Below are 13719 nucleotides of genomic sequence, written 5' to 3'. Positions count from 1 at the left end.
ACCCGCAATGGAGCGCACAGATATGGCAAGGACCGCCGGAAAGTCATGTCGACTTCCGAATTGCCCACAACCACAACAATGGCAACAGGAGCAGTTTTCATGAGTTCATCGAACACCGGACAAAGTGCCGGGCAATTGGAAACCCGTGGCATCGAGCCGGTGCCGGAAGGGGAGTGCAACGGTCACCCACTGCAACTGTTCTGGGTCTGGTTTGCCGCCAACATTTCCATCCTCGGCTTACCGTTGGGCGCCACGCTGGTGGCCTTCCGCGGCCTGGCGATCTGGCAGGCGATCATCGTCGCCATCCTCGGTGCCGCCGGCTCTTTCGCGGTGGTCGGGATCATCTCCATTGCCGGTCGCCGTGGTCGCGCACCGAGCCTGACGCTGTCGCGAGCAATCTTCGGGGTGCGCGGCAATATCGGCCCGACGCTGGTCTCGCTGATGTCGCGACTGGGTTGGGAAACCGTCAACACCACCACCGCCGCATTCGTCTTGCTGTCGCTGTGCTCGATTCTGTTCGGCTCGCCGGTGGAAGCCAAAAGCGCGCCGCTGCTGACCCTGGTGTTCATCGCGATTTTTGTCCTGCTGACGTTGTCGGTGTCTGGCCTCGGTCACGCCACGTTGCTGGTGATCCAGAGGTGGGCGACCTATGTGTTCGGTGGGTTGAACATCCTGGTCGGCGGTTTCCTTTGCGCAACCATCGACTGGAGCGCCGTATTCAACGCCACACCAGCGCCCCTGAGCGCAATGATCATCGGCATCGGCACCATGGCCGCCGGCACCGGGATCGGTTGGGCCAACGCCGGTGCCGACATGTCGCGCTACCAGCACCGCAGTGTCAAAGCCGTGCGTCTGGTGGCGTCGGCGGCGTTCGGTGCGGGGATTCCGCTGGTGCTGCTGATCACCCTCGGTGGTTTGCTGTCGGTGGGCAACAATGATCTGGCCTCGGCCACGGACCCGATCGTCGCGATCCGCGACATGCTGCCGACCTGGATGGCCGTGCCGTATCTGATCACCGCATTCGGCGGGCTGCTGCTGTCGAACAACCTGTCGGTGTACTCCGCCGGTTTGACCACGCTGACCCTCGGCCTGAAGGTCAAGCGCGTGTATGCGGTGGTGCTCGATATCATTGCGATCTTCGCCGGTTCGATCTACTTCATGCTGATCGCCGAGAGTTTTTACGGCCCGTTCATCACCTTCATTTCCTTGCTAGCCGTGCCAATCACGGCATGGGTCGGGATCTTTGTAGTCGACCTGATTCATCGTCATTACTACAGCCCCAAAGATCTGCTGGACGTCAGCCCGAGCAGCGCCTACTGGTATCGCGGTGGCGTCGAGTGGCGCGCCTTCGGTGCATGGGCGGTGGCGATTGTGTTGGGTTTCAGTTTCACCACCATTGGCACCACTGAACAAGATGTCTGGTTCCGGGGCTTTTTGTCCGACTCCTGGCTGGGCCACAACGGCCTGGGCTGGATCGTCACGTTCCTGGTGGCCGGTGGCATTTACGGGGTACTCGGCGGTGCCAAGGATCGCCGCACTGCGTTGATCGAGCCGGCTCATGCCTAACCTGCTACACACCGGTCAGGTCATGATCGATCTGGTCATGGCCGTGGATAAATTGCCTCATTCAGGCGGTGATGTGCTGGCGCAATCCGCCCGTTTCGAGGCTGGCGGTGGCTTCAATGTGATGGCTGCGGCCCGGCGAAACGGCTTGCCGGTGGTCTACCTCGGTGGCCATGGCAAGGGCCGTTTCGGCGACATGGCCCGAGAGGCGATGACGGCTGAAGGCATTCGGATCGGCATCGATCAGAGCACCGAGCGCGACACCGGGCTGTGCGTCGCGCTGACCGAAGCCTCGGCCGAGCGCACGTTCATTTCCTGCATCGGTGCCGAAGGCGAATTGACCGCCGAAGACCTGGCGAGCGTGCCGATCGAGGCGGGCGATTTTGTCTATGTAAGCGGCTATAGCCTGCTGCATGGCGGCAAGGCTCAGGCACTGGTGAATTGGGTGCTGGATCTGCCGGACGGGATCAAGGTGGTGTTCGATCCGGGGCCGTTGGTGGATTTGCCGGGCGCGCCGCTGATGAAGGCCTTGTTGCAGCGCATCGATCTGTGGACCAGCAACCGTGTCGAGGCGCTGCGGTTTACCGGGGGGGCAGACATTGCCGAGGCGTTGAATGGGCTAGCGGATCATTTGCCGGCGGACGCCTTGATGGTGGTACGCGATGGGCCGCAGGGGTGCTGGATCAGCCAGCGTGGTGACCGTCAGCATGTGCCGGGATTCAAGGTCACGGCCGTCGACAGCAACGGTGCGGGGGATGCCCATGCCGGGGTGTTGGTTGCGGGGTTGGCGCAAGGTTTGTCGGCGATAGACGCGGCGCGGCGGGCCAACGCGGCAGCTGCTTTGGCCGTCACTCGTTGGGGGCCGGCGACTTCGCCGGGGGCGGTTGAGGTGGATGCGTTGATCCGCGAGACTTTAGGCGCTTGATCCACCGCTTTCGCGAGCAAGCCCGCTCCCACATTTGATCTGTGTCGTTCACACATTTAACGACCAGCATAGATCCAATGTGGGAGCGGGCTTGCTCGCGAAGAGGTCCTCAAACTCACCATCAAATCCGAATCCTTACCCGGCCCTGCGCAACGCCTCGATCAACGCCTGCTTGCGCATGCTCGAGCGCCCCGGAATCTTCTTCGCCCGGGCTTCTTTCATCAGGCTGTCCACCGTTTGCGTATCGCGCGAAGCCTTGCTGTTGCGCGGCTTGCCTTCACGGGTGGCCACCGCACGCCGGGCTGATTCCTTGCGATCTGCAGACTTGGCGCTGGCCGGCTTCTTGCGCCCCGAGCCGCCGGCGCGTTCACCTCCGCCTGACTGCTTGTTCACCGTGGCCCAGGCGCGAGCTTCGGCTTCATCTTTCGACACGCCTTTGTGCTCGTAGCTTTCTTCGATGTGTTCGGCCTTGCGTTTCTGTTCGGCGGTGTATTTGTCTTTGCTTCCACGAGGCATGGGATTTCTCCTGGTTGTTGGCGCTGGCGAAGCCTGCGATTTTTGTTTTTCAAACATTCAAAGCAGCGCCAACTCGGTTAGACATCCAGCTTGCGCGCCGCTTCCACCCCTGCAGCGCTAAGTTTGATCGGCAGGTTCAGCGAGTGCTCGCCGGATTCGTTGCAGATCACATGACCGTGCTGGATCAGCCCGCGATCCTGCAGAGTGGCGAGGGTGCTGGCCACGACTTTTTCCCCCCGGTAATTGTCCAGAACCTCCTTGCCCAAGCCATTTGGGTGGGCGTGTAGCAGACGGGTCAGGACTTCTTTTTCCAGGTTTTTATCGACGTTCATGGTTACCTCTTGGTTGGGATGGACGAGTGTTGCTCCTCGCTCACATCGGCGAGCCCTTACCCGATATTGGTCCTTCCTGACCTGGATTGGTGCCTGATGAACGACGAGTGGTCCAGGTGATCCTGCTGACGTGACGCCAGATCAACCGACCTGCGGTGATCAGCCAGTTCAACAGGGCCACCACCAGTACCGTGAGCAACAGTGTCACCATTCCGTGTTCGACGATGATTCTCCCAGCCAGCAACGGAAATCCGAACACGCCGACGAAGTAGGACAGGCTGAACAACAGCAAGGACTGCGAGGTGGTGCCGGTCGGCGCTTCGTTCGCCGCCAGGCCATTGATTACCGAATACGTCAGCCCATAACCCACCCCGAGCATCATCGCCGCCAGCACGTAGCTGAATCCGTCATCGACGACAAAACCGAACATCAGGATCGAAACCATCATCAGTCCCGACAACAGGCAGGAGGCACGCAATGGATCGCGTTTGACCACGAACCCGGCAATCAACATTCGGCTGCTGATCGCCGCGCCCATGAAGCCAAAAAAGAACAGCGAATAATCAAGTGAGCGGAACGCCGCGTAACTGGTTTGAAAACTCGACAGACCACCGAATACACAGCCGCCGAGGCCGACCATGATGATCGGGAACACGGCTCTGGAGGACAATACCCGAGCCGTTGCGCGCCAGGATATTCGTGCGACTGACGCTGATGCCGAGGGCGTTTTCTTGAGCTGGGCATCCAGCCGCCAGAACAGCAAAGCACCGATCAGGCTGGCCAGCGCCGCGAGGTAAAACGTTGCCGTCACCGGATACCCGAGAGCGCTGGCTGCGCGGCCCAACAATGGACCGCTGCCGATCCCGGTCATCATGCTGCCCGACAGCAGCGCAAAGTATTTAGCCCGTTGCGCAGGCGTCACCAGACTCGCGACGATGATCGGTCCGAGCGTGTAGAAAACGCCCCAGCCCAACCCTAGCATCAGTCCAAAAAACAGCAGCAGATTGCCAAAGCCAGGCGTCAAGGCAAATCCCAGGCTGGCGGCCACCAGCAAGAGGCTGGACAGTGCAATGGAGCGCGCCGCGCCGAGCAGGTCGGACAAGTGACCGGAAACAATCACCGCCGCAAAGGTGCTGAGCATCGCCGCCGAAATCACGCTGCCGGCATCGAGTTCGTTGCCACCGCGAGAGCCAATGAGCAACGACAGTAGAAAAGTCGAGCCATAGGACAACGACAACAAATAGCTGGCGAGGCAGAACAGGCTGAACAACCTGCTTGAGACGGGTGGGGCGGCGGTAGACATGAGTCGTTCCTTGACTTGATAGAAGTGATTGTCATCTATCTATCACGTAAGGTACCGATGATAGGTCTGTGGTTACCGATTTCAGGGTTAGCGCAGACCGGAGTAATGCTCTGGGCAGACGCCGATTTCTTCCTTGAACAGCTCCATGAAACCCTTCAGGCGTTCGTGGCGAATCTGTGCCAGACGTTGACCGGTGGTCGTTTGGAAACCGTCCGCCAAGTGCAGCAACTTGGTCTGGAAATGATCGAGGCAAAAGCGCTTGTCGTCGTACTCCCGTTCTTTTGCCTCCGGGTCCAAAGGGTCATACAACGCACTGCCCATGCGCCCGGCAATGTAGAAGGTACGCGCCACGCCGAGCATGCCAAGGGAATCGAGGCGGTCGGCGTCCTGGATGATTTTCGCTTCGAGGGTGGTGGGCGTGATGTTGGCGCTGAAGCTGTGGGCTTCGATGGCATGAGCGACCGCTGTAATTTTTGCGTGAGGCCAATCCAGGGCTATCAGTACGGTCGAAGCTTTCTGCGCCGCCAGTCGTGATGCCTGTGAGCGCAGCGGCGAGTTCTTCTCCACCGCCACACAATCGTGCAACAGCACGGCGGCCAGCAGCACCTCAAGATCACCGCCTTCTTGCGCATGAAGCGTGCGCACGTTGTGCCACACCCGCTGCAAGTGCGACAGATCATGGGCGCCATCCTCGCCAGGTTCCAGCGCGCGGGGCAGCAGTTCAGAAGCCAGATTGTGCAAAGGCGCGAAAGCGGCGATGGTCATGGAGTTCCTTGGATTCGACTCGGTTTTTGTGATTAATGAGCACCCTGTGGGAGCGGGCTTGCTCGCGAAGGCGTCAGTACAGTCACGCTGATTTCGCAGGCTGGCCCGTTCATACAAAGCGCCACAAAACATTAATGCTACATGACGTTTTGCTTTCAAATGTGACGAGCGCCGCGCGCGGACTTAGTATGGCGTTTTCAACTTTTCACAAGGCACGTTCATGACGATCGAAATCCGCCCGGCAACCCCCAGCGATGCTCCGCAAATCCTCGCGTTCATCACTGAACTGGCCGACTTCGAACGTGCCCGCCACGAAGTCATCGCCAGCGTCGCCGACATCGAGCGCAGCCTGTTCAGCGAAGGCGCCACCGCCCATGGCCTGATTTGCCTGCGCGATGGCCTGCCGATCGGCTTTGCGGTGTTCTTCTTCAGCTATTCCACCTGGTTGGGCAGCAATTGCCTGTACCTCGAAGACCTCTACATCACCCCTGAACAACGAGGCGGCGGCGCCGGTAAAACCTTGCTGCGCCACCTGGCAAAAATCGCCTGCGCCAATGACTGCGGCCGTTTCGAATGGAGCGTGCTGGACTGGAACAAACCGGCGATCGACTTCTATAAATCCCTCGGCGCACAGCCGCAGGAAGAGTGGGTGCGGTATCGGATGGATGGGGCGGTGTTAAGGGATTTTGCCGAGGGCAATTGATCCCCTAAAAGATCGCAGCCTTCGGCAGCTCCTACACGGGATTGTGTTCGACCGCGCTATTGCGTCGTACATCGATCTGTAGGGACTGCCGAAGGCTGCGATCTTTTTTTTGTGTATTGCCCAATATATGGGATTGATATTTATATATTGAGATTTACCTTCGTCCAGGTTTATAGTCCAGCTCACTCACTGCCAAAAAACAAAACAGGTGAAGCGATGCTGGCGCAATTGATCGCGCTCGATTGGGGGACAACCTCATTACGTGCTTACAAACTCGGCTTCGGTGGCCAGGTGCTGGAACAGCGTTCGCTGTCGTCCGGGATCATGCAGCTGCCCAAAACGCCACGAACCATTGCCGGCCAGGCATGCGTCGACGGTTTTGAATTGGCCTTCGATGAGGCGTGCGGTGACTGGCTCGACGCGCAGCCCGATTTGCCGGTGATTGCTTGCGGTATGGTCGGCAGTGCTCAGGGCTGGCGCGAAGCGGCCTACTGCGACACGCCGGCGAACGTCGCCAATCTCGGAACTTCCCTACAAACCGTTCGCAGTCTTCGCGGTGTCGATGTGCACATCGTGCCGGGCGTGATTCAGCGTTCGCGCTTGCCGAACGTGATGCGCGGCGAAGAAACCCAGGTCCTCGGTGTGTTGCAGAATCTGCCAGGCGGGGCGGGCAACGATCTGTTGATCGGCTTGCCGGGCAGCCATTCGAAATGGGTGGAAGTGGCCGACGGCTGCATCGTGCATTTCGATACCTTCATGACCGGCGAAATCTTCGCCGTCCTCAGTGAACACAGCATTCTGGGGCGCACTCAGCAGCGCGGCGGGTCTTTCGATGGCGAAGCGTTTGATCGCGGTGTACGGGTGGCCCTGTCGGCGGACGGCGAGATCGGGCCGCTGTCGACGTTGTTCAGTGCCCGCAGTCTGGGGCTGACCGGTGAACTGAGCGCCACGGCTCAACCGGACTATCTGTCGGGCTTGCTGATTGGTCATGAACTGTCAGCCCTGGCCAACGTTCAGCGGCGTCGGCGCAACAGCGTGCACCTGCCTTCGATCATCCTCATCGGAAATACCCAACTCTGCGCCCGCTACAACCGAGCACTCGACGCTTGCGGCTTTGCCCGGGTGACTCTGGCCGAGCAGGCCACTGAACGAGGGTTGTGGCAGTTGGCGGTCGCCGCCGGACTGATCACGACACCCCCATCCCGTTAAACCTGACTGGAGGTCTGACATGCTCAAGCAAGCACTGGCACAAAACGGACTGATCGCGATCCTGCGTGGCCTGCGCCCGCAAGAAGCGGCAGCCGTCGGCGAAGTCCTGTATTCGGCCGGATTTCGCGTCATCGAAGTGCCGCTTAATTCCCCCGAACCGTACGAAAGTATCCGCATCCTGCGCAGTACCTTACCCGCCGATTGCCTGATCGGTGCGGGCACGGTGTTGACGCCGCAACAGGTCGAGCAAGTGAAAGCGGTGGGCGGCCAAGTGATCGTCATGCCCCACAGCGATGCCAAGGTGTTGCGCGCGGCGAAAGCGGCGGGGCTGTTCCTGTCGCCGGGCGTGGCGACGCCGACCGAAGCCTTTGCTGCATTGGCCGAAGGGGCGGATGTGCTGAAGATGTTCCCGGCCGAACAAATGGGCCCCGCCGTTGTGAAAGCCTGGCTGGCGGTATTGCCAGCGGGGACGGTGCTGGTGCCGGTGGGCGGGATTACGCCAGACAACATGCAGGTGTTTGTCGAGGCCGGCGTCAAAGGTTTCGGTCTCGGGTCCGGGTTGTTCAAACCGGGCATGACACCTGAGCAAGTGGCAGTAAACGCCAAGGCGTATGTCGCTGCCTGGAATGCTTTGCGTTAAGACTTTTTGGCGCTGTGAGCGCTACATCTACAAGAGAGACAATAGAGATGAAAATCACCAAACTCACCACCTTCATCGTTCCGCCGCGCTGGTGCTTCCTCAAGGTCGAAACCGACGAGGGCGTGACCGGTTGGGGGGAGCCCGTGGTCGAAGGCCGCGCGCACACCGTCGCTGCTGCGGTTGAGGAATTGTCCGACTACCTGATCGGCAAAGACCCACGCAACATCGAAGACATCTGGACCGTGCTCTACCGTGGCGGCTTCTACCGTGGCGGCGCGATCCACATGAGTGCTCTGGCCGGCATCGACCAGGCATTGTGGGACATCAAGGGCAAGGCGCTGGGTGTGTCGGTCAGCGATCTGTTGGGTGGTCAGGTGCGCGACAAGATCCGTGTTTATTCATGGATCGGTGGTGATCGCCCGGCGGACACCGCTCGCGCTGCGAAAGAAGCGGTCAGCCGTGGTTTCACGGCGGTGAAAATGAACGGCACCGAAGAACTGCAATTCCTCGATTCCTTCGAGAAGGTCGACCTGGCCTTGGCCAACGTCGCCGCCGTACGCGATGCCGTCGGCCCGAATGTCGGCATCGGCGTGGACTTCCATGGTCGGGTGCATAAGCCCATGGCCAAGGTGCTGATGAAGGAACTCGACCCGTACAAACTGATGTTCATCGAAGAGCCAGTGCTGAGCGAAAACTACGAAGCGCTGAAAGAACTGGCACCGCTGACCAGCACGCCGATTGCCCTCGGTGAGCGGTTGTTCTCGCGTTGGGATTTCAAGCGGGTGCTCAGCGAAGGCTACGTCGACATCATCCAGCCGGATGCTTCCCATGCAGGCGGCATCACCGAAACCCGCAAGATCGCCAACATGGCCGAAGCCTACGACGTGGCACTGGCGCTGCATTGCCCGTTGGGCCCGATTGCCCTGGCGGCGTGCCTGCAACTGGACGCGGTTTGCTACAACGCGTTCATCCAGGAACAGAGCCTGGGCATCCATTACAACGAGAGCAATGACCTGCTCGATTATGTGAAAGATCCACGGGTGTTCGATTACGACAAAGGCTTCGTGAAGATCCCCAACGGCCCGGGCCTGGGCATCGAGATCAACGAGGAATACGTGATCGAACGCGCCGCCGTTGGCCACCGCTGGCGCAACCCGATCTGGCGTCATGCCGATGGCAGCTTTGCCGAGTGGTGAGTCCCTCCTGACTCAACACAAATCTAATGTGGGAGCGGGCTTGCTCGCGAAGGCGGTATCACATTCAACAGAGATGTCGACCGACGCACCGCTTTCGCGAGCAAGCCCGCTCCCACAATTGATCTCCATGGACAGGAGGATCCGCGTTCAGGCGCGAGCTTTTCATCGACCTCAATAAACATAAGAAGAGGCACCCCCCATGCAACCGCAAACCCTCACTGGGCAGGCGTCGTTGGTGACGCCCAGCCGCAAGCGCTTTTTCATCATGGTCCTGTTGTTCATCACCGTGGTGATCAACTACCTGGACTGCAGTAACCTGTCGATTGCCGCCCCGGCGCTGACCAGCGATCTGGGCATCGATCCGATCCATGTCGGGCTGATTTTTTCCGCGTTCGGCTGGACCTACGCCGCCATGCAGATCCCCGGCGGATGGCTGGTGGACCGGGTGCCGCCGCGCATCCTGTATAGCGTCGCATTGCTGCTGTGGTCGCTGGCCACGGTGATGCTTGGCTTCGCTGCCAGCTTCATCGCGCTGTTCGTGCTGCGCATGGCCGTCGGTGCGCTGGAAGCACCGGCGTATCCGATCAACAGCCGTGTGGTGACGACCTGGTTCCCCGAGTGCGAACGCGCCACCGCCATCGGTTTCTACACCTCCGGGCAGTTCGTCGGGCTGGCGTTTCTCACGCCGGTACTCGCGTGGTTGCAGCACCAATATGGCTGGCACATGGTGTTTGTCAGCACCGGTGCGGTGGGCATCATTTGGGCGGTGATCTGGTACGCGGTGTATCGCGAACCACGGGATTTCAAGGGCGCCAACGACGCTGAAATCGAGTTGATCCGCGAGGGCGGCGGGTTGGTGGATATCCAGGCTGAAGCCGCCAAGACCAAGGCTAAATTCAGCTGGGTCGACCTCGGGATTGTCCTGAGCAAACGCAAGTTGTGGGGCATTTACCTCGGTCAGTTCTGCCTCAATTCGACGCTGTGGTTTTTTCTGACGTGGTTCCCGACCTATCTGGTGAAATATCGCGGCATGGACTTCATCAAGTCTGGCTTGCTGGCGTCGTTGCCGTTTCTGGCGGCCTTCGTCGGTGTGCTGTGTTCGGGGTTCTTCTCGGACTTTTTGATCCGTCGCGGCTACACGGTGGGTTTCGCCCGCAAGTTGCCGATCATTGGCGGCCTGCTGATTTCCACCTCGATCATCGGTGCCAACTTCGTCGAGTCGACGCCGCTGGTGATTGCCTTCCTCGCGCTCGCCTTTTTCGGCAACGGCCTGGCGTCGATCACCTGGTCGCTGGTGTCGACCCTGGCCCCGGCGCGCTTGCTTGGATTGACCGGTGGGGTGTTCAATTTCATCGGCAACCTGGCGGCGATTACTACGCCGATCGTCATCGGTTTTCTCGCCTCCGGTGATTCGTTTGCCCCGGCGATTACCTATATCTCGGTTCTGGCGTTGTTGGGTGCGCTTTCCTACGTGTTGTTGGTGGGCAAGGTCGAACGTATCAAGTTGTAGTCGCGGCCTTCGGGCGACCATAATGCCGCCCGTTCACTCGCTCAACGGTAAAGGCTGGATATGCAGGAAGACGCCCCAAAAATCGCCAAGGACGCCGCGCCGACTGGCACCCAGACACTGCTTCGTGGTTTGGGTGTAGTTCAGGCCGTGGCCAGTGGCGCCCGCGATCTCAAGGAAATCGCCCGGCTGATCGGCACGACGCGCAGCACCACCCATCGTCTGGCCAGTTGCCTGGTGGACGAGCGTTATCTGCGGGTGGTGCCGCAAGTCGGTTATCTGCTGGGGCCGAAACTGATCGAGCTGGGTTTCCAGGCTCGTGAAGAGTTGCCACTGGTGACGCTGGCCGGGCCGTATCTGGATGAGTTGTCGGCGTTGACCGGCGACACCATTCACTTGGCGATTCGTGAGGGCGACGAGGTGTTGTACCTGCACAAGAATCCGGGGCGCAACGGTCCGGAAATGCGTTCGCGGGTCGGTCATCGCATGCCATTGGCGCGTACCGGGATCGGTAAGGCGCTGATGCTCGATGACACGCAGGAAGAATGGCAACGGCTGTACGAAATCAGCTTGCCGGTGGGTGGGAAACATCAGTTCTGGCCGCAGCACCCGGAGCAATCCTGGGAGCAGTTTCAGCAGCGCATGATTGAGTATGTGGCTGGCGGGTACGCCTTCGACCTGGAAGACAACGAACCGTCGATTCGCTGCGTGGCGGCGCCGATCCGCGATGCCAGCAAGCGCATCGTCGCCGGTATCAGCATCGCCAGCACTGTGCCGTACATGCCGCTGGAAAAAATGGCCGAGCTGATTCCCCTGATCAAAGGGGTCACAGCCCGGCTGTCGGCGGAGCTTGGCTTGAAGGTTTAAACCTTCAGTGTCGCCATGTCGATCACGAAGCGGTACTTCACGTCACCGGCAATCATGCGGGTGTAAGCCTCGTTGATCTGGCGGATGTCGAGCATTTCGATGTCGCAGGTGATGCCGTGCTCGGCGCAGAAATCCAGCACTTCCTGGGTTTCGGCGATGCCGCCGATCAGCGAGCCGGCCAGCACGCGACGACCCAATACCAGTTTGGCAGCATGCACCGGTGGATCGATCGGTTCGATCAAGCCCACCAGAATGTGTACGCCGTCGAAACGCAGGGTATCGAGGTAGGGATTGAGGTCGTGCTGCACCGGAATGGTGTCCAGCAGGAAATCGAAATGTCCTGCGGCGGCTTTCATCTGTTCTGCGTCGGTGGACACGATCACGTGGTCCGCGCCTTGGCGACGACCTTCTTCGGCCTTACTCGCCGAGCGGGTGAACAACGTCACCTCAGCGCCCATCGCCTTGGCGAACTTGATGCCCATGTGGCCGAGGCCACCCATGCCGAGAATCCCGACCTTGTCACCGGCCTTGACGCCGTAGTGCTTGAGCGGCGAGTAGGTGGTGATGCCGGCGCATAGAATCGGCGCGGCGCTGGCCGGGTCGAGTTTCTCCGGAATACGCACGACAAAGTGCTCGCTGACCACGATGCTGTCGGAGTAACCACCCATGGTGTTGCTGCCATCGACCCGGTCCGGGGTGGCATACGTCATGGTCGGACCTTCCAGGCAGTATTGCTCCAGATCCGCCTGACAGGCTTCGCAGTGGCGGCACGAGTCGACCATGCAGCCGACGCCGACCAGATCGCCGACCTTGTGTTTAGTAACGTTCGCACCGATGGCGGTAACTTTGCCTACGATTTCGTGGCCGGGCATCAGTGGGTAAACAGCAATGCCCCACTCGTTGCGTGCCTGATGAATGTCGGAATGGCAGACGCCGCAGTAGAGAATGTCGATCGCAACGTCGTCGGCCCGTGGGCTGCGGCGTTCGAATTTCATCGGGGCGAGGGGAGTGGTGGCTGACTGAGCGGCGTATCCGATGGCGGTGTACATGGTGAACCTCGCAAAAGCGGTGACAGGTGAGGCGAGCAATTCTGGGCGCCGCACGGGTGGCCGGCCATGGCGATTCCTCCGGGTGTCATGCCTAATCCTCCGGCATGCACCGTTGATTGGTCGCATTGGCGTTCAGACCTGCGATGATGCTTTCATCCCGTTTTTGCGACTTTTTTGAAGAGCTTCCTCATGTTGTTGACCCGTCATCTCGATGCCAATGCCACCCTGGTTTCGCTGATCCAGCCGCTGACCCTTCGCGATGGTTTCGCGCCCACCGCATTGCCTGGAGTGCAGGTTTTGCGCGCCAATTGTGATGTGGCCCGTGGCCCACAAATCTACGAGCCGAGCCTGGTCATCATCGCCCAGGGCAGCAAGTTGGCGTATCTGGGCCCGCGTACGCTTGAGTACGGGGCCGGGCATTATCTGATTCAGGCGTTGCCGGTGCCCTTCGAGTGCGAAACGTTTTCGGCGCCGGATGGCCCGATGCTGGGCGTTTCCATCGCCATTGACCGGGTAATGCTCGGTGAGTTGGTATTGGCCATGGGGCTGTCGCCGGGGCGCACGGTTCCCGCACAGACACCCGAGTCCATGACCTCGGCGGTGCTCGACGATGCCATGCGCGGTTGTGTGGAGCGGTTGTTGCGCTGCCTGCACGATCCGCTGGAATGCCAGATCATGGGCCCGGCGCGTTTGCGTGAGTTGTTGTTCGTGGCGTTGCGGGGGCCGCAAGCCGATGTGTTGCGCGCGCTGGTGGAACAACAGGGGCAGTTCGCCCGGATCGCGGCGTCCCTGAGTCATTTGCATGCGCATTACACCGAGCCGCTGAATGTCGAGACCCTGGCCAGTTGCGCGAACATGAGCGCGTCGACGTTCCATGAGCATTTCAAGCGCTGCACGTTGTTGTCGCCGGTGCAGTATTTGAAGCGTTTGCGCTTGCTCAGGGCCCAGCAGTTGTTGCTGGGCGAAGGCTTGGGCGTGGCCCAGGTGGCGCATCGGGTGGGGTATCAGAGCACGTCGCAGTTCAGCCGTGAATACAAGCGTTACTTCGAACGCAACCCCGGGGATGAGCGGGCTGCTTGATACACCACAAATCCCTGTGGGAGCGGGCTTGCTCGCGAAAGCGGTTTATCATCCAACATTGATG

14 protein-coding genes are annotated in these 13719 nt (G+C 60.1%); 9 read left to right on the top strand and 5 right to left on the bottom strand.

The window, feature by feature from the left end; all coding sequences use genetic code 11:
* Positions 1-99 precede the first annotated feature (99 nt).
* Together KW837_RS18115 and KW837_RS18110 are read left to right on the top strand one after the other, a co-directional pair.
* Complete coding sequence (locus KW837_RS18115) at positions 100-1566, top strand: cytosine permease (RefSeq protein ID WP_218397687.1); 1467 nt, start codon at positions 100-102, stop codon at positions 1564-1566.
* Positions 1559-2488: a PfkB family carbohydrate kinase gene (locus KW837_RS18110; RefSeq protein ID WP_218397685.1), complete on the top strand. Its 930-nt coding sequence runs from the start codon at positions 1559-1561 to the stop codon at positions 2486-2488. The genes KW837_RS18115 and KW837_RS18110 overlap by 8 nt, the downstream gene beginning before the upstream one ends.
* A gap of 135 nt (positions 2489-2623) precedes the next feature.
* Here KW837_RS18110 and KW837_RS18105 read toward each other — a convergent pair whose 3' ends face one another.
* From KW837_RS18105 to KW837_RS18090, 4 genes are all read right to left on the bottom strand, one after another.
* Positions 2624-3004 (bottom strand): termination factor Rho, encoded by a 381-nt coding sequence (locus KW837_RS18105; protein WP_218397683.1) that lies wholly within the window; start codon positions 3002-3004, stop codon positions 2624-2626.
* A gap of 77 nt (positions 3005-3081) precedes the next feature.
* Entirely contained in the window at positions 3082-3336 is a 255-nt protein-coding gene (locus KW837_RS18100) for a hypothetical protein (protein ID WP_218397680.1), read from the bottom strand.
* A gap of 40 nt (positions 3337-3376) precedes the next feature.
* Positions 3377-4639: an MFS transporter gene (locus tag KW837_RS18095; protein WP_218397679.1), complete on the bottom strand. Its 1263-nt coding sequence runs from the start codon at positions 4637-4639 to the stop codon at positions 3377-3379.
* Between the two features lie 87 nt (positions 4640-4726).
* Positions 4727-5404 carry an HD domain-containing protein gene (locus KW837_RS18090; protein ID WP_218397677.1) on the bottom strand — a complete coding sequence of 226 codons (678 nt, stop codon included), beginning with the start codon at positions 5402-5404 and terminating at the stop codon, positions 4727-4729.
* Between the two features lie 220 nt (positions 5405-5624).
* Between KW837_RS18090 and KW837_RS18085 the strand changes: the two genes are divergently transcribed.
* From KW837_RS18085 to KW837_RS18060, 6 genes are all read left to right on the top strand, one after another.
* Positions 5625-6107, top strand: a complete 483-nt coding sequence (locus KW837_RS18085) for a GNAT family N-acetyltransferase (RefSeq protein ID WP_095634928.1) — start codon at positions 5625-5627, stop codon at positions 6105-6107.
* A gap of 216 nt (positions 6108-6323) precedes the next feature.
* The gene (locus KW837_RS18080; RefSeq protein ID WP_218397675.1) at positions 6324-7316 is read left to right on the top strand and encodes a 2-dehydro-3-deoxygalactonokinase; all 993 of its coding nucleotides are present in this window, start codon (positions 6324-6326) and stop codon (positions 7314-7316) included.
* 19 nt (positions 7317-7335) lie between these two features.
* Positions 7336-7956, top strand: coding sequence for a 2-dehydro-3-deoxy-6-phosphogalactonate aldolase (locus tag KW837_RS18075; RefSeq protein WP_218397672.1), 621 nt, complete (start codon positions 7336-7338; stop codon positions 7954-7956).
* A 47-nt stretch (positions 7957-8003) separates the two neighbouring features.
* The gene (gene dgoD / locus KW837_RS18070) at positions 8004-9152 is read left to right on the top strand and encodes a galactonate dehydratase (protein WP_007903915.1); all 1149 of its coding nucleotides are present in this window, start codon (positions 8004-8006) and stop codon (positions 9150-9152) included.
* A gap of 199 nt (positions 9153-9351) precedes the next feature.
* Positions 9352-10662 (top strand): MFS transporter, encoded by a 1311-nt coding sequence (locus KW837_RS18065; protein WP_218397670.1) that lies wholly within the window; start codon positions 9352-9354, stop codon positions 10660-10662.
* 60 nt (positions 10663-10722) lie between these two features.
* Positions 10723-11526 carry an IclR family transcriptional regulator gene (locus KW837_RS18060; RefSeq protein WP_218397668.1) on the top strand — a complete coding sequence of 268 codons (804 nt, stop codon included), beginning with the start codon at positions 10723-10725 and terminating at the stop codon, positions 11524-11526.
* Here KW837_RS18060 and KW837_RS18055 read toward each other — a convergent pair.
* A complete protein-coding gene (locus tag KW837_RS18055; RefSeq protein ID WP_218397666.1) occupies positions 11523-12575 on the bottom strand; it encodes an NAD(P)-dependent alcohol dehydrogenase in 1053 nt (350 codons plus the stop codon). The two genes, KW837_RS18060 and KW837_RS18055, sit on opposite strands and share 4 nt — an antisense overlap.
* Positions 12576-12764: 189 nt before the next feature.
* On the opposite strand from KW837_RS18055, the gene KW837_RS18050 reads away from it, so the two are divergent.
* A complete protein-coding gene (locus KW837_RS18050) occupies positions 12765-13655 on the top strand; it encodes an AraC family transcriptional regulator (protein ID WP_218397664.1) in 891 nt (296 codons plus the stop codon).
* Positions 13656-13719: the final 64 nt, after the last annotated feature.

It is taken from the genome of Pseudomonas sp. PDM24 (assembly GCF_019218905.1).
Lineage (GTDB): Bacteria > Pseudomonadota > Gammaproteobacteria > Pseudomonadales > Pseudomonadaceae > Aquipseudomonas.
This window is presented reverse-complemented; position numbering and strand designations above follow the sequence as displayed.